Source organism: Xanthomonas sp. LMG 12461, from assembly GCF_009192935.1.
Taxonomy (GTDB): domain Bacteria; phylum Pseudomonadota; class Gammaproteobacteria; order Xanthomonadales; family Xanthomonadaceae; genus Xanthomonas_A; species Xanthomonas_A sontii.
In genome coordinates this window covers 1-20,001 of record NZ_NQYT01000035.1, presented here as the reverse complement: position 1 = coordinate 20,001, position 20,001 = coordinate 1, and the positions used below count along the sequence as shown (strand labels likewise).

17 protein-coding genes and 2 pseudogenes are annotated in these 20,001 nt (G+C 59.6%); 9 read left to right on the top strand and 10 right to left on the bottom strand.

Annotation, left to right across the window (positions count from 1 at the left end):
• Positions 1–199: 199 nt before the first annotated feature.
• From CEK68_RS09525 to CEK68_RS09515, 3 genes are all read left to right on the top strand, one after another.
• A complete protein-coding gene (locus CEK68_RS09525) occupies positions 200–751 on the top strand; it encodes a CPBP family intramembrane glutamic endopeptidase (RefSeq protein WP_193314157.1) in 552 nt (183 codons plus the stop codon).
• Positions 752–1,038: 287 nt separating this feature from the next.
• Positions 1,039–1,209, top strand: coding sequence for a CsbD family protein (locus tag CEK68_RS09520; RefSeq protein WP_017914264.1), 171 nt, complete (start codon positions 1,039–1,041; stop codon positions 1,207–1,209).
• A gap of 563 nt (positions 1,210–1,772) precedes the next feature.
• Positions 1,773–2,339 (top strand): hypothetical protein, encoded by a 567-nt coding sequence (locus tag CEK68_RS09515; RefSeq protein WP_226977829.1) that lies wholly within the window; start codon positions 1,773–1,775, stop codon positions 2,337–2,339.
• A 191-nt stretch (positions 2,340–2,530) separates the two neighbouring features.
• Here CEK68_RS09515 and CEK68_RS09510 read toward each other — a convergent pair whose 3' ends face one another.
• The gene (locus CEK68_RS09510) at positions 2,531–3,085 is read right to left on the bottom strand and encodes a DUF3592 domain-containing protein (protein ID WP_226977828.1); all 555 of its coding nucleotides are present in this window, start codon (positions 3,083–3,085) and stop codon (positions 2,531–2,533) included.
• Between the two features lie 446 nt (positions 3,086–3,531).
• Here CEK68_RS09510 and CEK68_RS20975 point away from each other — a divergent pair, with 446 nt between their 5' ends.
• From CEK68_RS20975 to CEK68_RS09500, 3 genes are all read left to right on the top strand, one after another.
• Positions 3,532–3,894, top strand: coding sequence for a hypothetical protein (locus CEK68_RS20975; RefSeq protein ID WP_193314152.1), 363 nt, complete (start codon positions 3,532–3,534; stop codon positions 3,892–3,894).
• Positions 3,895–4,142: 248 nt separating this feature from the next.
• Entirely contained in the window at positions 4,143–4,799 is a 657-nt protein-coding gene (locus CEK68_RS09505; RefSeq protein ID WP_152239233.1) for a hypothetical protein, read from the top strand.
• 280 nt (positions 4,800–5,079) lie between these two features.
• A complete protein-coding gene (locus tag CEK68_RS09500; RefSeq protein WP_152239232.1) occupies positions 5,080–5,457 on the top strand; it encodes a hypothetical protein in 378 nt (125 codons plus the stop codon).
• A 53-nt stretch (positions 5,458–5,510) separates the two neighbouring features.
• Here CEK68_RS09500 and CEK68_RS09495 read toward each other — a convergent pair whose 3' ends face one another.
• Entirely contained in the window at positions 5,511–7,121 is a 1,611-nt protein-coding gene (locus CEK68_RS09495) for a MobA/MobL family protein (protein ID WP_152239231.1), read from the bottom strand.
• A gap of 265 nt (positions 7,122–7,386) precedes the next feature.
• Here CEK68_RS09495 and CEK68_RS09490 point away from each other — a divergent pair, with 265 nt between their 5' ends.
• Both CEK68_RS09490 and CEK68_RS09485 read left to right on the top strand, forming a co-directional pair.
• Positions 7,387–7,713, top strand: a complete 327-nt coding sequence (locus CEK68_RS09490; protein ID WP_152239230.1) for a conjugal transfer protein TraD — start codon at positions 7,387–7,389, stop codon at positions 7,711–7,713.
• A 252-nt stretch (positions 7,714–7,965) separates the two neighbouring features.
• Positions 7,966–10,524, top strand: a complete 2,559-nt coding sequence (locus tag CEK68_RS09485; RefSeq protein WP_226977827.1) for an AAA family ATPase — start codon at positions 7,966–7,968, stop codon at positions 10,522–10,524.
• Positions 10,525–10,625: 101 nt separating this feature from the next.
• Here the strand turns inward: CEK68_RS09485 and CEK68_RS09480 are convergent, their stop codons facing one another.
• The 8 genes and pseudogenes from CEK68_RS09480 to CEK68_RS09445 all read right to left on the bottom strand — a co-directional run bounded on the left by CEK68_RS09480 (position 10,626) and on the right by CEK68_RS09445 (position 18,783).
• Positions 10,626–11,531, bottom strand: a complete 906-nt coding sequence (locus tag CEK68_RS09480) for an EcsC family protein (RefSeq protein ID WP_152239229.1) — start codon at positions 11,529–11,531, stop codon at positions 10,626–10,628.
• 139 nt (positions 11,532–11,670) lie between these two features.
• The gene (locus CEK68_RS09475; RefSeq protein WP_152239228.1) at positions 11,671–12,783 is read right to left on the bottom strand and encodes an ATP-binding protein; all 1,113 of its coding nucleotides are present in this window, start codon (positions 12,781–12,783) and stop codon (positions 11,671–11,673) included.
• A gap of 9 nt (positions 12,784–12,792) precedes the next feature.
• Entirely contained in the window at positions 12,793–13,803 is a 1,011-nt protein-coding gene (locus CEK68_RS09470) for a hypothetical protein (protein ID WP_193314151.1), read from the bottom strand.
• A gap of 46 nt (positions 13,804–13,849) precedes the next feature.
• Entirely contained in the window at positions 13,850–16,429 is a 2,580-nt protein-coding gene (locus CEK68_RS09465; protein ID WP_152239226.1) for an XVIPCD domain-containing protein, read from the bottom strand.
• Positions 16,430–16,465: 36 nt separating this feature from the next.
• Positions 16,466–17,107: a DUF1629 domain-containing protein gene (locus tag CEK68_RS09460; protein ID WP_152239225.1), complete on the bottom strand. Its 642-nt coding sequence runs from the start codon at positions 17,105–17,107 to the stop codon at positions 16,466–16,468.
• Positions 17,108–17,239: 132 nt separating this feature from the next.
• Positions 17,240–17,923 (bottom strand): annotated as a pseudogene (locus CEK68_RS09455) (thermonuclease family protein).
• A gap of 107 nt (positions 17,924–18,030) precedes the next feature.
• Positions 18,031–18,231, bottom strand: a complete 201-nt coding sequence (locus CEK68_RS09450) for a hypothetical protein (protein ID WP_017915436.1) — start codon at positions 18,229–18,231, stop codon at positions 18,031–18,033.
• A 69-nt stretch (positions 18,232–18,300) separates the two neighbouring features.
• Positions 18,301–18,783, bottom strand: a pseudogene (locus CEK68_RS09445) (JAB domain-containing protein).
• 285 nt (positions 18,784–19,068) lie between these two features.
• Here CEK68_RS09445 and CEK68_RS09440 point away from each other — a divergent pair.
• The gene (locus CEK68_RS09440; protein ID WP_226977826.1) at positions 19,069–19,485 is read left to right on the top strand and encodes a hypothetical protein; all 417 of its coding nucleotides are present in this window, start codon (positions 19,069–19,071) and stop codon (positions 19,483–19,485) included.
• Positions 19,486–20,001: the final 516 nt, after the last annotated feature.

The window sequence follows — 20,001 nt, the reverse complement described above, 5'->3', positions numbered from 1 at the left end:
TTTGGCACGGTGCGCGATGGCGGAGGCTCGCTAGGCTGAGTGCCCACTTTCTTCCAGGTCAGGCATGCAGCACTCCGCGCAAGGCGACATCCACGCCACGTCCAACACCTCCTTCATGCGCCACCAGCTGCTGCGCATCGCGCTGAGCGCCGCGATTCTTGCGCTGGCGTTCTATGCGTGGCTCCCGTTTCCGTGGCGCATGCCAGTGGTCGGCCTGATCGGTCTTTGTTTGGTCTGGGTCGAGACGCGTTCCTCCACGGCGTGCGGCGTCGCACGCCCACGCCTGGCGTCCGCGATCGGCTGGACAGCGTTGCTCGTGTTGTTGACCGTCGGCTTCATCACACCGGTGCTGCAACCGCTGATCGACACCATCACCGGACACAAGACCGACTACAGCGCCTACGGCGCGCTCAAGGGCAACGTCCAGGCGACGACCCAACTGATCGGCGCGGCGTGGCTGAGCGCGGCGCTCGGCGAAGAACTGGTGTTCCGCGCCTTCCTCATGCACCAGCTCGATGCGCTGCTGGGCCGTCTGCGCGGCGGCCGCTGGATCGCCGCACTGACCGGTGGTGTGGTGTTCGGCCTGATGCACGCCGCGCAAGGCGCCTCCGGCATCCTGCTGACCGGCGTGGTCGGCACGATGTTCGGATATGCCTATCTGCGCTCCAGGCGCAATCTGTGGGCCATGATCCTCGCGCACGGCCTGATCGACACCTGGGGCGTGACCACCCTCTATCTGGGCTGGTACTGAGCGCGCAGCGCAGTCGAGGGTCGCCACTCGGCGCACCTATGCGGACCACGCCGTCGCCGCCAGCAGACAGACGAAGGACGTGTCGCGGTGCTCATGTTCCCGCTGTAGAAGCACCAAGCGCGCTCAGCCCGAACGGGACGCGCGATCGCCGCTACAGGCTTCGGCATACAACCCGTCCGCTACCTAAATGATCGAGCGCACGCCCGCTCAATTTTCACTTGCACGCCACCGGCCTGCGCGCAGTTTGGCCATGCCCACTTGAGGGCATCCCTACTGCGGAGTCAACGATGGACAAGAATCGCACCGAAGGCGCCAAGAACCAGATCAAGGGCACCATCAAGGAAGTCGCCGGAAAGGTCACCGGCAACAAGCTGAAGGAAGTCGAAGGCAAGATGCAGAAGAACGCCGGCAAGGTACAGAGTGAAGTGGGCAAGGCGCGCGACCACGCGCGCGGCTGAGTTCCAAGTTCTCGTGCTCCCCTGCCGCCAATGGCAGGGGAGTTGTTGCGAGCGACCTGCACCTCGCCGACTCGCTGTCGATTCGCCTGATGCGCAGCTCCACGGGGTGCACACAGGCCTCCGCAATGACCAACGCGTGGACTGGAGTAGCGAGACGCAGTACAGCGTTCAACAAGCTGCCACGGCACCAGTCCTCGACAGCAAGGCGATCGAACACGGCACATCCAGGAGCGGCTTGCCGACAGCGCTGCCAGGCGCATCCCAAACGACCCGATGCGCTGCGCACCGTGGACTCGGATCGACCCGCAAACAGTCAATTACACGCCCGATCAGATCGACGCCGAACTGTTGCGAAGGCACCACCCTGACGTCGCTTGGTGCATGCCAGTCCGGAAGCGCTGGCGCCACCCCATGCATCCCACCATACTGACACTCACGTTACGCCTGCATCGCGACAAACTCGCTAATGCGCAACGCACTGTGTGATCTGACAACCCCCGGATGTGTACAGGCTCCCGAACACGAACACACCCGTGATATTTCCGCCCCCACTCAAAGCATCGATGCACACGATTACCTCCCCCAGAAGAGCAGCGTTCTTGCTTCTCCTGCTGCTTCCTGCCGCCCAGGCGGATATGACTGCTGCGGCAGCAGCTCGCGCAGCACCTGTCGAAATGACCGAAAGCGACTTCGCCGTAGCCATCAACAACCACTCTTTCGCCCTGGGTGAACGCTGGAGCGAGCAAACCAGGACGCAGGCAGGCACCCAGATCAGCGAGAGTTTTGTAGGAGACGTGCCCGCCGGGGAGACAAGCTACAAGTACTACCAGCATCGCTATGCCGGGTTTGACATCTATACGGCAAACCTATCCTGGCAAAAAGAGCAACGCGACATCGACAGCTACGTCATTGCGCAGATCACCATCAACGTACCCGCGATCAGAACGGCCAGAGGCGTCGCGATCGGCGACACGCAGAATCTGTTGATCAGCACCTATGGCCAAGGCACCACGGATGACAGCGATGGCCAGCACTGGCGCTCCTATGAGACCAAGAACAAGCGCCTCTCGTTTCAGTTTGAACATGGAAGAATCATCCACATCATGATGACCCTCGACACGGACAGCTGAAATCAGCGCTGTGCCATGCGCCAGCAACGCCATTTCGGGCGTCAGGCGGCCGCTCCCGGTGCTCGCCCGGAACAGAAACATGGCGAAACACGCTTCTTGCCGGAGACCACTGGTCCAGCTTGTCTTTCTTGTTCGCAGATCAAGACTCGGCGGCGCGCCGCTGCGGCGCCGAGACTGTCAGGGCCGCCTTTCTACGCCTTGCGAGCACGATGCAGAAAGTATCCCGTTCCAAGCAAAGCAATCAGTCCGATCATGGCACCAATCTGGCCATTCTTGCGCCGCGCATGGAGCGCCTGCTCAGGCGTGACGACCACGTCATCGCCCAAGCGCATTCCCCAGATGGATCGCTTGCTGTCCGCATCGTCGAAGATGACGTGAACCGGCGATCCCACCTTGAGACGACCCCACACCGCATCGATGCCAGGCAGCACACTGGAGTACTCGAATGCATCGCCTCCGGTCGCAAGGGTGAAGTTGACGCTTTGAAGCCGTCCCTTTCGCTGCGTTGCGTCGACCTTTTTGACCGTCCCATCGGCTTCAGCCAAATGTGTCGGCACTGCCGCAGGCCTGCTGAAAAACGTTACAGCGCTGGCGATCGTGACGCCAAGGCAAAGCAACGCGATGATGATGAAGCGGATCTTGTGTGACTGCATCTCGATACCAGAGCAAGAAGGAAACGTCGCGATCCAGCGACGACGCACATTTTTTCGTGACAGCGCATGGGAATCAATCGATGGATCGCCCATCCCCTGCAACTCAATGACACCGTAGGCGTCCTGTCTCCTGGCTCAAGCACTTCGATCCCAATGAGGCGTCGCGTCAACCTTTGCTGAGCGAAGCCTGCAACCGCGACACGCGACGGGCGGAAGATGAGTAGCCCCAATGCGTCGCTGGAAAGCGACATGAAGCAGCACTGCAGCACACACTTGCCACTGTCATCGCGCGTGTCCAGATGAACTCGGAAAGCAAACGCAGTAGCGCGACCTGACTTGCGACATCGTCAACAAGGGCACACCGCGGAGAGACGGCCGATCGATACCGGCAGGATGGCTGCCGCGCTGCCTGAAACAGGATTTGGCTCTACGCGATTGATGACATTGCGTGGCAGCGATGGCCCTCGCCTTCATCCTCCACGGCCCACGGCGGGTGCCCACGGGAAGCTTGAACGCAGCAACAGGCTCCAAGCTTCGTCATGCAACACGTCAAGGCCGCTACGCTCGTCACCGGCTCCTTGAGCGCAGACATGCGCGATACCGTCTGCTCGAACTCCTGCAAGGTGCGTCAGCGCTCACGTGCCACCATGCTGACGCGCGGAGGCAAGCATGACATCGCTGGAGCTGCACGAAGCCATTGCACATCACTTCAGTGCTGCACTGAAGACTTTGCGCTCGAACTGTTTCTACAGGTCAGCAGGAACGCGCAAACGAACGTGGTAGCGGCCGGTCTCGCCGCGCGTCAGGTAATGCGCGACTCGCATGGAAGTGTCCAAGCGAGTGTCCAAGGTCGGGAAAAAGAAAAACGCCCACAAATCGTTGATTTGCGGGCGTTTCCTTGAAACTGGCGGAGTGAGAGGGACACAATTCAGAGTCCTCTAACCCATTGATGCCAATTGTCTTTTCCCACCTGGACACCCGCAAATAGTGCCCAAGGGATGGTCCTGCGTCCGGGATCGTAGCCGAGGCAGCCTGCAATGTGGATCCCCACAGCCGGCCAACTGTTCATGAGCCGCCCCCGACCTGGTTCTGTCGCGGCTAGCGAGACTGGCGCCTTTCAAACTGAGCGGGCCCATTCCTGGACCATCACATGACCGCCCTCAACTACGCCCCCATTCCCACTACCCTGGCCTTCCTAAACAAACTCAAGCGGCCCAAGCCGCCGAGCGTGTTCGACTGGATTCAGCGCTTTGTCTTCAAAGCGACATTGGGCCTCGGGGGCGTGATGCTTGTCGCAGCAGGTCTGGGCTTTCTAGGCCTGCTTTCGAAGGAAGTCACCCGCTTCCTCACGATGCTCCCGCTCATCGTAGTTCTAGCTCTCTTTCTGATATGGGCTATCAGCCAGATTGTCGAAATGCTGCTGGCAGTGCGAACGGGCTACCACAATGCCGCCAACAGCGTGGATCGGGACATCGAACATGACGACGTGGTCGTCCAAGAGCTGACCGCCTGCGATCCGTTCAAGTTGCGCGAGCGCTCCAAGCACATGGAAGCCAAATCAAAGCGACTGACTCGCCAAGCTGGAATGGGATCTGTGATAGCGGCAATCGGCGCAGTTGTCATCAATTTCCAAACCTCAGCTGAAAAAGCCGAAATGCTTGTCCACGCAAAGGATTTGCCACTCTTCGTTTACTCCGGAAGCCTTGGCGTCCTACTGGGAGCCGCAGCGCTTACGGTCTTCGCTTCCAAGTTGGAGCACATCGCTGCGCTCCTGTCCCTCGCAGCTGACAGGATCGATCGGAAGTAGCAGCGCATTCGATAGACCGTTGCGACGTCTGTTTGCTTCAGTCACAGCTCTTCGCTGGCGGTGGCGTCGCTCGCCACTTGGAGCAAGGACACCAAAGCTCGTGCGCCGGCAACTGACGAAACTTGACCGTCGATTGACTCCTTCTAGGCATCAAAGGACAGCGCAAAGCCAACTTTGCGCCGCCTATTTATATTTGTGAAATATCTCTGAAATTTGCACTTGCGGGTTAGCGACTTGGTGCTTGGATGAAAGCTCCTTCCACAGGCTCCAAGGAGCATCCATGCAGTCCGAACTCACGCTTCAAATCGCCAGCCGTCTCGTCAGCGGCCTTCTCTGCCAAGAGCGGCACTGTCGCTTGCCCGACCGTGTCGACGACATCCGGCACGCCCTGGAGGTGGCCGCGGAAATGCTGCGCCAATACCGCGGTGGCTCCTCTGTGCCTCCGGCGCACGGCTACGTCCCACCCACGCCGGCCCCGACGCTGCCGCCGCCACCAGCGTCGCCCTCCCCGTCGCAAGCACCGCGCCTGCAAGAGATCCGCACCCGGGAGGCGGTCGTGGTGCGCGATATCCCGTCCGTCGAAGAGTGGCGCAAGAACCGCCGACGCAAAGCGGCTCCCGATCCGGTGGCGAACAAGAAGAAGCCGACGCTCCACTGATCCGCCACCGCCGCCCCAACAACAAAGTGCCCCGCAAGCGGGGCACCGTTGTTTCAGTGGAGGCGTGGGCGCGGTGGTCGGGGGCCACTCGGCGCAAGGTCCAGGGTCGGCAGGTCATCGAGCGCAGCCGGTTGAGCCTCCTGGACTCCAAAGACCAGCGGTCGGTCGAGCTCAAGGGGATAGCGCCCGAGCATCTCCTGGCTCCAGGCCTCCAGGAGGCGGCCACTCTCTGCCGCCTCCTTTTCGCAAAAGGTCTGTTGCTCCGGGGTGACCCGGGCCCGCGCTTCGGCCAGCTCGGCCGTCCGCTTTTCCAGCGTGCTCAAGCGCCACGCCCGCCGCTGCTTCCAATCCTGCTCCGTCCATGACGTGCCAGGCTGCGGATTGTTGACGGTGAAGTCCTCCCAAGACCGCTCCGCCAGATGGCGGAGCCTGGAGGCGCGTTGCTCCGCCTGCAGGCGTCGGCCGAACCTGGTCAAGCCGGCCTTGAAACGGCGTAACCGCCGTGACAACTCCAGCAGGTCTGAGCGGAGCCGGGCGTGCTCGGCGAACGCCGCGGCGCGCTCGGCCGCCCAGGACAAGAGCTGGCGGGTGGCGTGGAGCGCCCGCGCGACTGCCTCGTGGCGCAGTGCTCCCCACTCCTGGCTCAACCCGGCAACGAGCGTCGGGATGGACACCGGCTCCGGGCGTGGCGCCCCGGGAGCGGTCTCCTCCAGCAACCCCAGCCGCTGGGCGATGGGCCCCATGTTGCGAGAGACCTCGATGTGCCCTGCCCCGCGGCCCAGCGACAGGGGCAGCATGGCCGGTGGACGGCGGAGTTCCCGTTGGGCCTGTTCGTGGCTGTGCCCATCGGGCACTTCCACCGCTCGCCCCTCGTTTTCGAAGACGGCGATGAGCTTTTGGAAGGCCTCCTCATTCGCCTCTTCGATTCGGCGGTTCGCTTCCACGCGCTCAGAGGCCTGGCCCCGGCGGGCTATGGCGGTCGCGTTCTTGCCCACATGCTTGGTCGGCTCCCGCGAGAGCACGGCAGCGGCAACCAGGTCGCCGCGGGCCATGGCCTCGCCGGCCTGCGCCTCAAGGCTTCGGTGATCCACCTGGATTCCTAGGTCAGCCGCCTTGAGGTAGGCATTGACGGTCGTGGCGATCAGTTCGCGGACCCAATGCACCTCCGCCCGGCCAGAAGGCCCACCGTCCAGCTCCTTGGTTTTGTCCGTGAAACCGTCCGGCCCCATGCGCCGCGTCGTTGCCAAGACGTGGACGTGCCAGTTCAAGCCGTCTTTGCTGCCTGGGCTATGAATGCTGGCTTGTGCTGCGAACCCGTAGCGACTGACCAGCGCACGGGTGACCTCCATGGCCAGCGCCGATCGCTGCGCCTCGTCGAGTTCGTGGGGCAAAGCGAACTCGAACTCGCGCGCGATCGTGGCGTCCTTGCGCCGCTCGGCCGCCTCCACCGCCGGCCAGAGCTCGGCCGGGACCAGGGCCCAGTCGGGCGCATCCTCGGGGGCGACGCAGCGCGTTTCGACCACGCCGTCCCTGCGGCGGTAGTCGTGGCGCTGCCCGGTCTTCTCGTCCTCGAGACGCAGGCCGGCGCGGTAGGCGGCCGCAGCGATGGACGAATGTCCTTTGGCGCGGCTGAACGTCTTGATGTTGGCGTGGTAGATGGCCATGAGGTGTTGCTCCGAAGCAGTGGGGTTGCTTGGTTTATGCCTCGGCTTTGGATTTGCGCAAGCGCCGCCAGCGCTTGGGGTTCAAGGGGCGGAGCCCTTTGCGCACGTGTCACGCAGTGACACCTAGGTGCGCTCTTGCTTCTTTCTTTTAAGCCTTGTTTTTCAGATCTCTTCGATCTCGAGACAGCCCAAAGTTTCAAGCCTGCAAGAACTTGACGCGAGCCATTTCTTTGGTTGACTCATAAGCAAGCAGAGGAGAAATCAGATGAGCGCGACAAACCACTACCACGACCGAATCCATCGAGCTACGGAACGACTGGCGCAGCTTCAAGCGCGCGAGCTTTTAGCGAGCCAGCGCCAAACGGCAAAGGCTAAGGAAACGCAACGCCGCGAAGAGGCCAAGCGACGCACCCGGGTCGCGGAGCTTGTGTTCTTGGCCGGTGCCGAAATGCTGGAGGATGCTGAGTTGGTCGGCGCGCTGTTGAGCTATATAGAAAGCCGCAATGACCACGACATCCGCAGCCAAGCACGTCTGCGCGGCACCTCGCGGCTGACAATGGCAGACACAGAAGACAGCCAAATGATGCACTGATCTGGCTCTTCAGGATTGGCATGTGCGTGCATCGCATCGCGGCAGCGTCCTGGAGTTGAGCCAGAACATACTCGCCGGTCGCTGAGCAGCTTTGCTTCGTCTACGACCGCCGACTTGCGCCATAACGAGACTAGCGTCACTATTTGACAAGGGGGAGGAGTCACCTTGGCTCACGGCCATACACAGGGGATGTGATCGATGACGAGGAGGGACGGGCCCGGGGCCGCTGCGCACGCGACGCTGGAAGACTGGTTGAATGGACGCGCCAGTTGGTTGCGTATGGCAGCTGCCGGCGTGATTCAAAACCGACGCATGCCGACGGAAGCTGAGATTGAGGCTTTGACGACCCATTGCCTTGCAGAAGCGGCCAACACATTGGATACCCAGCATCCTCCGTTGGTGCCCGGGACGATCTTGGGAACAGCAGCGGCGGCCGACCTACGCATCGATATGGTATCAAGCATCCGCGGTGTCAACGCCATCGGCGAGAACGCAGTCCTGGATCTCAGTCGGGGCCAAATGACCGTGGTCTACGGGCCTAACGGCGCAGGTAAATCCGGCTATGCGCGCCTGATGAAGCACGTCTGCGGTGCGCGAGCCAAAGGGTCAATCCACGCAAACGTCTTCCATCAAGGCCCCGCCGCAGCCTCTGCGTTGATTAAGGTCACCACCCAAGGATCCGATGGCAGTTCCACGTCCACCGATCTCGCCTGGGAAGCGGCCAATGGTCCCCATTCGAAGCTGAGCGCAGTCCCCGTCTTCGATTCGGCCACCGCTCTGGAGTTGGGGGACACCGCGACCACCGCCACCCACCTTCCACGTGCGATGCGGTTTGTGGGCGTGCTCATCCGGATTTCTGACGCCGTCGGTGATCGACTGAAGGCCCGTGCAGCGAGCCTGACCACCCGCCTCCCCCTCGTGCCTGCGGAACATGCAGCGAGCAGTGCAATCACGCTTCTCAACAAGCTCAACGCAAAGCTAACCGAGGACGACATCAACAAGGCCTGCGCCTTCCCCTCTTCCGTCAATGAAGAGCGCTTGGCACTGGAATCAGCGTTGGCTCAAGCCAATCCCGAAGTCGCTCATGCCAAAGCTGTAAGCGACTTGGAGCGCCTGTCGCAATTGGCCACTGGTTTCTCCGCAATGAAGGAGAACCTAAGCAATGAACGGGCCCAAGCGCTTATTGATGCCCGCACCATCGTGGAGCAAAAACGCCAAGCCGCAACCGCCTACGCAACCGCTTTTCTCAATGGTTTGCCGCTGAAAGGGGTGGGAGACGCCGTTTGGCAGACGCTATGGGACGCCGCCAAGGCGTATTCAATCGGTCCGGCCTACCCTGGTCATTCCTTCCCGCATGTCGGGGACGAGGCCCGCTGTGTCCTCTGCCAGCAAACGCTGGGAGACGAAGGCAAAGAACGGCTGACCAGCTTTGAGCGCCACCTCAACGACAAGCTGCAGACAGAGGCAAAGGCGGCGGAAGATTCGTTGGCAGCGATGAAGAATGCGTTACCGAGCCCTCTTACTGACGTTGCTTGGCAAGCCCAGTGCAACGTCCTCGGTCTGGACGTCGAACAGGCAACAGTGCTGTTCAAGGCCATCGATGCCAGGCTAACGGCCATGGCAGAGGCATCCGCCGCTCCATCTGTGGAGTGGTCCGTATTGACCAACGCTCTTGATCAGAAGGTCAAGACGACAACGGCGGAACGCCACGCGCTTGCGGTATTGCTTGACCCGAAGGGACGCTCGCAGAAGGAAGCCCGCCTACGCGAGCTCAAAGCTCGGCAATGGCTGGCAGAGCAACGCGACTCCGTCTGGGCAGAGGTCATTCGCCTCAAGCGCGTGGCAACGGTGGAAGCGGCTGTTCGCTCCACACTGACCAGGCCTCTGACTACCAAAAGCAATGAAATTGGCCAGTTGGAGTTGGCGAAGGGATATTGCGATCGCTTCAACGCCGAACTTCAAAAGTTAGGTGGTCACTTGCTTCCTGTGCGTATGACGCACCGAGCTGCCGGCAAGGGCGTTTTCAGCTTCTACATCGAGCTGAAGGGCACGACTGCCTCGGTGAAGAACCGTGAGATTCTGAGCGAAGGAGAGCAACGCATCGTGGCCTTGGCCGCGTTCCTGGCAGACGCAACGGGCGTTGATCGGGGGATGCCGGTTGTGTTCGACGACCCTATCTCCTCGCTGGATCAGCGTTACGAAGAGGCTGTCGCCAGACGCCTGGTGGACTTGGCCGAGCACCGCCAAGTGATCGTGTTTACGCACCGGCTTTCACTGATGGTTCTTCTCGAGAACGCCGCCAAGCAAAGGGCCAGGCTCAATCAGCCCACTGTCAGCGTCAACGTGGAGTCGATTGCGCGGGATGCCAGCAAAACCGGCATGCCTGCGCAGATCAACACGTTCTCTCTGAAGCCCCAAGCCAGCCTTGGCCAAATGGTCAGCAGCATCGGACAGCTCAAGAAGCTGGATCCGTCGTTGAAAGAGCTCGCCCTGAAGGCCGCCTGCAGCAACTTCCGAATCTTGGTTGAGCGCTCCGTGGAGGACGAACTTTGTTCTGGCATCGTCAACCGCTATCGCCGCGAGATCAACACCCTCAATAAGCTACAGCGACTTAGCGCGATCACTCCAGCGGACTGCGCACTGATCGACGCGATGATGACAAAATACTCCGCGTTTGAGCACTCGCAACCCACGGACGCACCCACGTGGCTTCCGGAGCCAGACGATCTACTGGCGGACGTCGAAGCCATGCTGGCCTGGACCAAAGATTTCAATAAACGAGCTGAAGCGGCGGCCAAACCCAAGGCCTAGCCCGTTCTGCGTAACGGGAGTTGGGCGACCTCCGCAATCAACGAAGCTTAGGGATTGGTCCAAAGACAGCTTAGCCCCGCAGTAGCATCCGAAAATCTGGCTTAAGCGCTAGCTTCCTCGGGCGTCCAGATATCGCTCTTTGCTGGCTCCACGGTTACTTCAATCACCTGTGAGCCACTCTTGAGGGCAAGAAATCTCTCTCTGTAGAGGTAGAAGGCAGCTTTACAAACCTTGTCCGTATAGTAGGCATTGAATCCACCGCCAAGCGCCGCCCCAGCCACAGGTATAACATTGGCAAGCTTCGCCTTAGTTAGTTTTATACCCATAGCTTTCGCTATAGACAAACAGGCTTGAACAAATACACTTTTCTCGAGATGCTCCCAAGTCTTCTTTTTGGCTACGTCTTGAGCGATCTTCACCAAGTGAGACAAGGCAGCCTGCTTTCCGCTATCGGTGCTGCTCGAGGCAAACGCCAAGATGTTCAGCGAAAATAGCCTCTCCTCCTGAGATGACATGTCAAAGCCGCAATAGGTTCCATATTCCCCAATAGCCCGAAGACTCATAGCCAGAAGCGCAGTTAGATCAACCGGAATCGCGGCAAGCGCGACAAGGGGATTAACCACAGCTGTTCCACCTGCCGCAGCCCCTTCCAAAAGCGCAAGACCTTCGTATTTGGTATCAAGCCAACCAATGGCTCTGTCCACAAGCTGAAGATCGAGGCTTGGAATTTGATCCAGCCCTGTTATTTCCCTCTTAGAGATCGCAGAAAGTTCTTCGATAATCGCATCAGGCCTAACTGACCATTGTGATAAATCGTTGACCAACCCTACTATACCGCTGGTTGCCTTACTACAAGTTTCACTGAATCCAGGGATCCTATCTACTGCATGACCCGCAATCTCCAAAGGCTTGTTTACATAAGCCATGGCGGTATCGAACCAAGTCTGCCGAGGGTTCTTCCAAGCATGAATTTGCGCCAATGCGCGCTTTTCATATTCCGAAAGCAATGACCTATCTCCTGAAGTTAAAAATCATCATAGAACCACGCTAAAAATCGGCCCACCACACACAGCTTGCTGGCACCAAATAACCCTTTAATTTCATCTCAATAATCTTTCCAGCCACCGAAGCTGGCGTGCAGGAGAGCTAATCATTATCTAGCAAATCTTGAAGCCCATCGAAGCTCAGGTGCTGGCACTCACCTTCAACGGTTAGCAGCCGCTCAAGTGAGTATGGGCAACTGATCTCATTGGCTAAAACCCTGACTTTCATGGTGTAGTTGCCAGGTTTCATAGGTAGGAAAGCCATATCGTCACTCACTCGCTTTGTCTCGCCCGGGCGAACGTCGCCCAGAAAGGACTGATAGACAGGTTGGCCGCTCGCCTCATCCACCTCCGTGGTGCTGCGCACTTTGGCGAGGGGAAAATTCCACTCCTTCGCTGGAGCGTCAGGCAGATCATCGACTGTCAGCGTCCTGAAAGCTTCGCCCACCCAAGTGACTTCGAGCTTAGTCCCGCTCAATGAAAACTTGGAGCGATTGGTTAGCGCCAATCGGATGCGGATGAGGCAGCTTTTGGATTGATGATACTCTGCGCACTCCCGCCAGTAGCTGCGATTTTCTTTGGCATAATCGGAGGCAAACGTGTAACCTGGAACACGCTTCCGTCCGTAATCCGGAATTTCATCGAAAGTCAAGAAAACCCGCTTAAACAGCGCACCCAACGGTTGATTCTCATGATCCAGCACATTCAGTTCAAATAGTGGCTCCCCCCTTGACTGGTCGACAATGCCCATGCGGTAGATTTCGCGAGGGGTGGCAATTCCGGTTGAGCTTCCCCGGCGAACATAGACTGTGTTTGCTTCCACCTTTCCGTAGGACTTAGATAGATAAAACGGCCGCGATTGCTTTGGGATAGTAATGACAGCAACATGCTTGCAAGCAAATAACTGCTCTTCATATTTTAAGTCAAGCTTATTCTCCAGCTTTTGGTTAACGAACTCCTGAATCCGAGAATCGTCAATAGCGCCCTCCGCTGAAAGCCCAACAACCTCCGCTGGATGAGGACTATTCTCTTTGAAGCCCAGCAGGATATATGCTTCTCCAGTGCGCTGCGTATTCGCCAGCGCCAAAATGTCCTTTAGGAGCTCAGACTTTTCTTCATCTGTCGCTTTCGCGAACTTGTAGCGCTCGGCTTTGTAGTCAAGGGTCGAACTCTCTCCTGTGCTTCGTAGCTCTTCTAACAGCGCGTCAGGAAGCATTGGATTTCCTCAGTGTCCATTTAGGCGCCATCCACAAGTATCACCGTCATCATTCCAATTCTCACCGGCCAATTTACAGAATGCATCCCCCAAAGGCTTGAGCTCTTCCAGCCATTTGTCGGTGTCAGCTTCGCGCGCTAGACCGTAAATCGTTGGCTCCTCGCCCAATGGATGGACAATGATCAACAAAGCTTGGATTTGGGCATGAGCACATAAAATGCCCTCTCGATCCAATTGACCTTCTATACTAGCCTTTCCCTCAAATTCGACCACTCCAAACACCAAGTTGCCTGGCTGGCCAAACGCAAGGTTCCAGTAAGCGCCTGAACGAATCTGCCATTTATCTGGATAGCCAAATGCTACTGGTCGCAGAGAACTATTGCCCTTGTAGTAGCCGTCTATCAACATTAAGTTGAGCACTAAACACGTTGGCGCGGCCGAATATTGATCTAACTTAAAATTATTGTTTGATTTATCGATGAGATTACGGATGATGGCCGTCATATTTTTTCCATCATTGATCACCCCATGGGGCGACACCTCCGTGATGGCCGTCGCCATAAGCCGGCCATCTGAAAGTTGACTACTGATTGACAGTTGAGATTTAAAGCTTATCTCATCCATTTCCGCCAGATGAAATTCGCCACCAACAACTGACAAGGTTTTCACCTCAAAGCACGGCGCCAAGCCCGCCACACCAGCCAACCGAAAGTCTGGGGTCTTTTCATTACTTCTCTCAGGGATCCGCTCTAGATCCACCCCTCGTTCTTTGGCCATTCGCCAGAATTGAGCTTCACCGACCAACTGAATGAATCTTTGAAAAGCTACCGGATTAAGTAACCAATTTGAATCCTGGAATATCTGCTTGATGTCGACGTTGAACTTATTAGCAGACGGCTCAGCATCCAAAAATTCAAGAACACTTTGGATTCTGTCTAAATGAACGGCCAATAAAAGATTGGGCGCGACATTCTGCTGAGCGTGACAATGAGCCAAAAAAGCGTCCGTCAAACTACCCATACACACCCCCCCAAGCATCTATAAAAATCCACCTGCGTGCAGAAATTTACAAAGAACGCGTTGACATAACTTGTTCTTGATTCTGCTTCTGAGTAATCTCCACCTGCTGCTGGCGCACCTGGTCCTGCTTGATGACTTCGGCCTGCTGTAGGTTCTGCTCCGCTGGCTGCTGGGCTGCTTCCCGCCCATCCACCCGGGCGTGAAAGAACGGCGCCTTGTCGCCAAACGGCGCGTAGACCGCCAGCACGTTCTCGGCCCCGTCCTTGTCCAGCGCCCCAGTCACCCGGTCCACCCGCTTCACCAGCGGGTCCTCGGCCTGCTGCTTGTAGAGCGCCGCGGTGACGTTCCGGCTCTCCTCATCGTTCCAGTTCCCCGTTCCACTGACCCAGGAATGGATGGTTTGGTAGGTGGAATGGTCCGGGTGCGTGGGGTTGTCGGCCAGTATCGGCCCCTGTGTCCCCTTCTCCTGGGCCGGTTCGGCCTCCTGCTCCTTGCTGCGCCCAGGCGCAGTCACTGAGACCGTCGCCAGCGTCGGCACGTGCGCCACAGCCGGCTGGCCCAGTTCGGCCTTGGCCTGGCGCAGCGCCTCGGAAGTGGTCACCGCGACTTGGTGGGCCACGCCGTCCTGGCCAACTTGGTAGTGAACGATCTGGCTGTCGTAACCGTATTGCCCCTGCTCGTTCGGCTTCAGCTGCTGCATCGTCGGGCCACTAAGGCCTTCCGCCTCCTTTGTTCGCTGGGTGGCCAGTTCCACCGCCTGCAGGTTGTTCTCCTGGGCGTTGAGGTCGACGCCAGCAGCCCGGTAGCGGTGCAAGAGCTCGTTGTGCTCCATCTGCGCCGCCGTGGGCGCTGGGCGAGCCTCAATAGCCGCCAGGGTCTCCTGGGCGCGTTCCAGCGAGGGCTGGCGCATCTGGTTCGTCAGCTCCAGCTCCGCCGCCAGGTTGCCGGTCGCCACCCCGTCCTTGCCGAGCCACTGCCCGGCCTCGTTGCGCTGGTAGGTCTGGCCGTCGTGGCCTTGCACCCGGTCCTGCTGGGCACGGGCACTTTCCACAGCGGCAGGAACCGCTACCCCGTAGTCCTGCCCACGCTGGGCGGCATGGCTCTCCAGGTAGGCCTGGGCGATGGCCTCGCGGCCGTTGGCGATGTTGCCCTCGATCCGTGCCAAGGCTTCTTGGTTCAGGCGCTGCGCCTGCTCTGCATTCGCGATCTGGGGCTCATAGACACCTCGGTCGTTGACGCCGTCCACCCCCGTCTTGACCTGGCGCTCCCACTTCTCCGTGTCTGGATTGCGGTGCCAATTTTGGTTGTCCAACCCAATCCGATCGCCGGGCTGGGCCGGCAGGTTGAAGGGGTCCTGCGGCGGCGGGGCTTTGCCCAGCGCGAACTCGGCGGCCTTGGCATTCGCCATGGCACCCAATTCCTGAGACTTTACGTAGCTGGCGCCGACGGATATTTGGACAGGGGCTTCGCGCCCATCAGCGGCGCGCTCGAACGCGCCTTGGCGCTCCCAATCTCGTCCGTTGAACCTCCAGTCCACGCCGGCCCGATCGGTCTGGTGGAAGATGTCGCGGTTCTCTTTGAGGTCGACGGCCTTGTCGAAGGCCTTGCTCATCAAGACCGCGTCGCCCACCACCAAGGCCGCAGGCACAAAGCCGCCGCTGCTGCCCAGCGCGGCCGCGGTGGACGCGCCGCCGGCCCAGCCGCCCAGGTTGCGCGCAACGGCGTGATTGACCTCCGACTGCGCGGCGGTGAGGTTGCCCTGCTCCATCAGCGTGGCCGCCGTGCGGGCGGTCATCACCGCATCCGCCCCGGTCGCCAAGAGTCCGCCGGCACGGGTGAGCCCACGCGCGGACGCCTCGCCCATCAACAGCTCCATGGCGACTTCGCCACGCTGTCCGCGCGGCACGCGAATGTTCTGTGCGGCTTCCGGACCCAGCACCTGCTCGACCTTGAGGATGCCCTGCTCGGACAACACCACGCGCCCGTCGTGATGAGCGTTGGCGATGGCGAGCGACAACCCGCTGCGCTGAAGCTGGATATCCCCGCCTCGAACGATTGCGGCGTTGCTGACCTGGATTTGGTTGAGCGTGGTGACGATGCGCGACTCGGAATGCGCGACGGCACCCCAGCCGTGGTCCACCCCCACAAAGCCCTTCAGGGCTTCAATCTGTTGGGCATGGGTCTGCTGGTAGATCGGGATATCGCGGAAAAAGTCTTGAACCTTTTGGTTGGTCTGTGCAGGGGTTAAACCAACGGGCGTATTGGTGTTCAAATCGCCGTTGATCAGGCCTACTTTGACGGTATCGCGCAAGTGCTCGACGCGCTGGACAACACGGTCCATCGCCGTTGGGTCGCCCTCCAACATGGCTTGACCATCTCTGGAGCGTTCAATGAGCCGCAATTGCGACAGCATTCCATACTGATATTCGCCGAGTGGGCCACCGCTATGCGGCGTGATGCCCATCGTTTGAGCGAACGAGGGGTTGGCCGGCAGGAACAGTCGGTTTTCCGGAGCGTGGATGTCAAACTTCCCCACCCGTTGCAACTCATCAAGCAACTCGCTGTTCTTCAGCGTCTGCTGCTCGATGTTGTGGTGGTCCTGGAAAAGCGTTCGGTAGTTCGGCACGGATCAGGCTCCTTCCTGGTGACCTTGTGGCTCGCCTTATCGGTTGACCACGTCGTAGAACCAGAGGCCGTCCGATTGTCCATCGGTGCCGATACCGGCTGCTTCCACGGCGTCCTTGAAAAACCGGTCGCAGAAAACACCCCCGTGGAAAGCCAACCTAAAAACGTGCGCATCACCGAGGACATCACGCTTGAAAGCCAGGCGAATTTCACCCGTCAGGTCGTAATACTTGCCCTCCTCGAAATCATCACTGACTTCGATGTTGAGCATAGATGCATCCTCATCCAACGCATCCAATGTGCGAATCACTTCACACAGGTAAACGTTTGGCCCCTTCGAGCCATCGGCCAAGCGATAGTCTGTCTCGACAAACGCGAACGCCCCAGGATCGACCGCTTCCATCACTCGACGCAGGCGCTCTGACACCAGCCAGTAGCCGCTGAATCCCCCTTCCAGGTCTTCAGGAGGCACGCCTTCACTGGGGTGGTAGACCAGGCGTGGAACCTCGCGCAAAGCAGGAAATCCGCCATCCTTTGGCCTCAGAATCAGCCTAGGCGGAGTGAGGAGTGCCTCTCGGTTCTCAAAGACAACTCCATGGCCTTTCCCCCCGCGCCGAACGTCCGGCTGCAGGTGGAAGAACTCCCCTTTCTTGGGTTGATTGGTCGTCGTTGTTTCCATGCGTTCCGTCCCGTCCACCTGGGTATGGTCTCCACCTCAATCGGGCAGAGTCTACCGCCCCTATCGCCGACTGGGGCAGACAAAAGAGCGCATGCCCAACCCTAGCCACTCGCTCTACCATGGCGAGCAGAGTCAGCGCCTAACCGGCTGCCACCCTGCCCGAGCTGCCTCTTCAGGGCTGCAGAACATGCGCTCGCCGTGGCTCAGGTCGATGCTGGTTCGCTCGTAATCCCGCTGCCCAGGAACGTGGTAGATTTTCTTGCCTTGGCGAGAGATGTTGCCCTTGATGCGGCATCCGCTGGACACGGACGGCGTGGTCACCTGAGCCTGGCGTGCGGCCTGCTCACGCTTGCCGCGCCGATAGTCGGCGGGCATCTGGAAGGGCCCTTGCCAGAGGTTCCGCTGGTGCTGGCGTGCGTCCGCTTCGTCAGCGATGAACGCTGTTGAGTATTGGCGATACGCGACCGCCCAGCCTGAGCGCGCCATCCAACGGTTGACGGACTGCCCCTGGACGAAGCACTCCGCAACCACCCGGCCATAGCGGTCGGTGTCCTTGGGTTGTCAGCGAACGGTCTTGTCCAGCACGTAGCCGTCCAGCGCGGCGGCGGACCGCCGGCCACAGGGCCAGGAGCGTCCGTCCTTGGCGGTGCATTGCTGGGCGCTTTCCGGGGCATCGATGCCTCACAGGCGGATGCGCTGCTTCGCCACGGTGAGGGTATCGCCGTCCGTGACGGTCGCGCGGCCGACCAACTCTGCTGCCACGCCAGGAATCGAAGCAAAAACCAAAGACAGAACCAACAGACCCTTCAACGCCATCAACAACGACTTCCTCTACGCGCACGCTCAGGTGGCGAGCGCCAGTTCAAACACGGTCCGACACTTTAGCGGAAGCGGGAAACGGGGCCGACCAACTCGCCAACCCTTCAATCCCGACGCACGTTCCTGGTGTGGCCGCCGCCGATCTCCTCTACGACAACGAACTCGCTCACCAGCCAACCGTATGCGTCGCTCAAGGCATCGGCGATACCCTCTTCGCTCTCGCATTCAACTGTGGCTTCGGCCGGCAACGCAGGACGCTTGCCATCGGTCTCCCAGACAATCCCTCGCACGTGAAACGCTTTCATTCCTGCTCCATGGATGTGCATCTGCCTTGGCAGGCTAGCGTCGGCACGCTGCATAGGTGAAGGGGTGGGCTATGCCCACCCCCTACTGGCCAAGCTGGTGTGCTGGTGGCCGCCGATGATCAGGTGGTCGAGGACTCAAATGTCGAAGAGGCGAAGCGCTTGCTTCAGGCGCTCGGTGACCTGGCGGTCGGCGTCGCTGGGCTCCGGGTTTCCGCTCGGATGGTTATGGAAGAGGATGACGGCGGCAGCGTTGAGGTCCAGGGCACGCTTGGCAACGACTCGGCTGTGGACTTCGCAGCCGTCGATGGTGCCGCTGAAGAGATGCTCGGTGGCGAGGATGTGGTGCTTGGTATCCAGGAAGATGGCACCGAAGACTTCGTGAGGCAGGTGGGCGCAGCGGGCGACCAAGTAGCTGCCGGCGTGGATGGGGTTGTGGATCCGGCCTCGCCGCTGGAGGCGCTGTTCCAGGATGTTGGCGGCGGCGAGCAAGATGCCCTCCTCGTCCATCGGGAGCTGGTATTGGGCCGTGCGGTCCTGGGTGTTGCGCTTCATCGGTTCTTCTCCACCAGCGCGTTGTGCGCCTCGTGGGAACCGGCAGGCGGAGCGCCAGGCCCAACTGCACCCGGGAGTGAGCACCGCGGCAGCGGCGCGCAGCGGAGAGCCGAAACAGAGCGTCAGCGCCGAGGAGGAGGCTCGCCCTTGCGGTCGGGACAGCGAAGCTAAGGTCCCTTTAAGAGGCACAGCGCTGGTAAAAAGCACCGGTGCGCTTGCCATCCCTACCGAAGGGCACAGAACCCTTTACATTAGAATGACCAGACCAATCCAAGGACGAGAAAAATGCCCAAATATGATCTTGTAAGCCAGGAAGACGAATGGGGTTGCGCCGCTGCTTGCGTGGCGTCCCTGCTGGACATCCCATACTCTCGAGCGAAGCGTCTTCTAGAAAAAGAGAAGCGTGCCGGGATAGACGATGAGCCAGAAGGATTTGAGATCGATGAAATCGCCAGGGCTCTTTACAGCAAAGGCGTGAAAGTCATCGCTGACTGGAACCCTCCTTCGAAGCTTCCCAGTGGCACCATCGTGTGCGTGCACAGCCGGACCCGATATGCAAGCCATCACTACTTGCTCAAGGTCCCTGGCGGCTACATGGATCCGTGGTTCGACCTCAAAGAGAATGGCCGAGAGGCAAAGATGCGCAAGGACATCCCGAAAGGGACCAAAATTGTTGTCGCGCTGATCCCAACGAAAAAGTAGTCGACCACCCTAAGGCGGGCGACGACGTCGTATAAGGTGGCCCCAGTGCAGCAATGCAAGAAGGCAAGTCTTGTTTCCGGTCGACTCAGCGACGACCTAGAGGAGGGACCTGCTACGACGCGGGCACTGGCGCCACTGCTTCAACGGGCCGGCTTCTTGAGCACATGGCAACACCAAAGCGCTCCGCTCCCGGGAATCCAGTGGAAAGACAGCCACCATTCCTAATAAGTGGCACTGCCTTCGCTCGCTGGATATCGACAACCTGCGACGTCCCCCCGCTTTCAGTAGCGTGGCTCTTTAGAGTCCGGGTTTCATCGTAGCGGCTTTGGCCGCTAGCTGTGATCTCTCAGTAGGTTGTTCATCCGGGGCATCTCTGGAAGATGGGGGTTACCAAGCCAACCCAGCCCCCAGGAGCCCCGGATGAACCTGCATAAACATGCCCGTTTGAGCCCTCGCGGTCGAGCCCTGCTGGTGGATCGCATCCTTGTTCATGGTCTTGTCCCTTATACACATCTG

Coding starts and splice junctions, on each gene's coding strand:
- CEK68_RS09500 (WP_152239232.1), top strand. CDS start 5,080: ATGCAGTCCGAACTCACGCTTCAAATCGCCAGCCGTCTCGTCAGCGGC.
- CEK68_RS09460 (WP_152239225.1), bottom strand. CDS start 17,107: ATGGAAACAACGACGACCAATCAACCCAAGAAAGGGGAGTTCTTCCAC.
- CEK68_RS09490 (WP_152239230.1), top strand. CDS start 7,387: ATGAGCGCGACAAACCACTACCACGACCGAATCCATCGAGCTACGGAA.
- CEK68_RS09525 (WP_193314157.1), top strand. CDS start 200: ATGCCAGTGGTCGGCCTGATCGGTCTTTGTTTGGTCTGGGTCGAGACG.
- CEK68_RS09470 (WP_193314151.1), bottom strand. CDS start 13,803: ATGGGTAGTTTGACGGACGCTTTTTTGGCTCATTGTCACGCTCAGCAG.
- CEK68_RS20975 (WP_193314152.1), top strand. CDS start 3,532: ATGCAACACGTCAAGGCCGCTACGCTCGTCACCGGCTCCTTGAGCGCA.
- CEK68_RS09440 (WP_226977826.1), top strand. CDS start 19,069: ATGCCCAAATATGATCTTGTAAGCCAGGAAGACGAATGGGGTTGCGCC.
- CEK68_RS09520 (WP_017914264.1), top strand. CDS start 1,039: ATGGACAAGAATCGCACCGAAGGCGCCAAGAACCAGATCAAGGGCACC.
- CEK68_RS09495 (WP_152239231.1), bottom strand. CDS start 7,121: ATGGCCATCTACCACGCCAACATCAAGACGTTCAGCCGCGCCAAAGGA.
- CEK68_RS09510 (WP_226977828.1), bottom strand. CDS start 3,085: ATGGGCGATCCATCGATTGATTCCCATGCGCTGTCACGAAAAAATGTG.
- CEK68_RS09515 (WP_226977829.1), top strand. CDS start 1,773: ATGCACACGATTACCTCCCCCAGAAGAGCAGCGTTCTTGCTTCTCCTG.
- CEK68_RS09450 (WP_017915436.1), bottom strand. CDS start 18,231: ATGAAAGCGTTTCACGTGCGAGGGATTGTCTGGGAGACCGATGGCAAG.
- CEK68_RS09505 (WP_152239233.1), top strand. CDS start 4,143: ATGACCGCCCTCAACTACGCCCCCATTCCCACTACCCTGGCCTTCCTA.
- CEK68_RS09475 (WP_152239228.1), bottom strand. CDS start 12,783: ATGCTTCCTGACGCGCTGTTAGAAGAGCTACGAAGCACAGGAGAGAGT.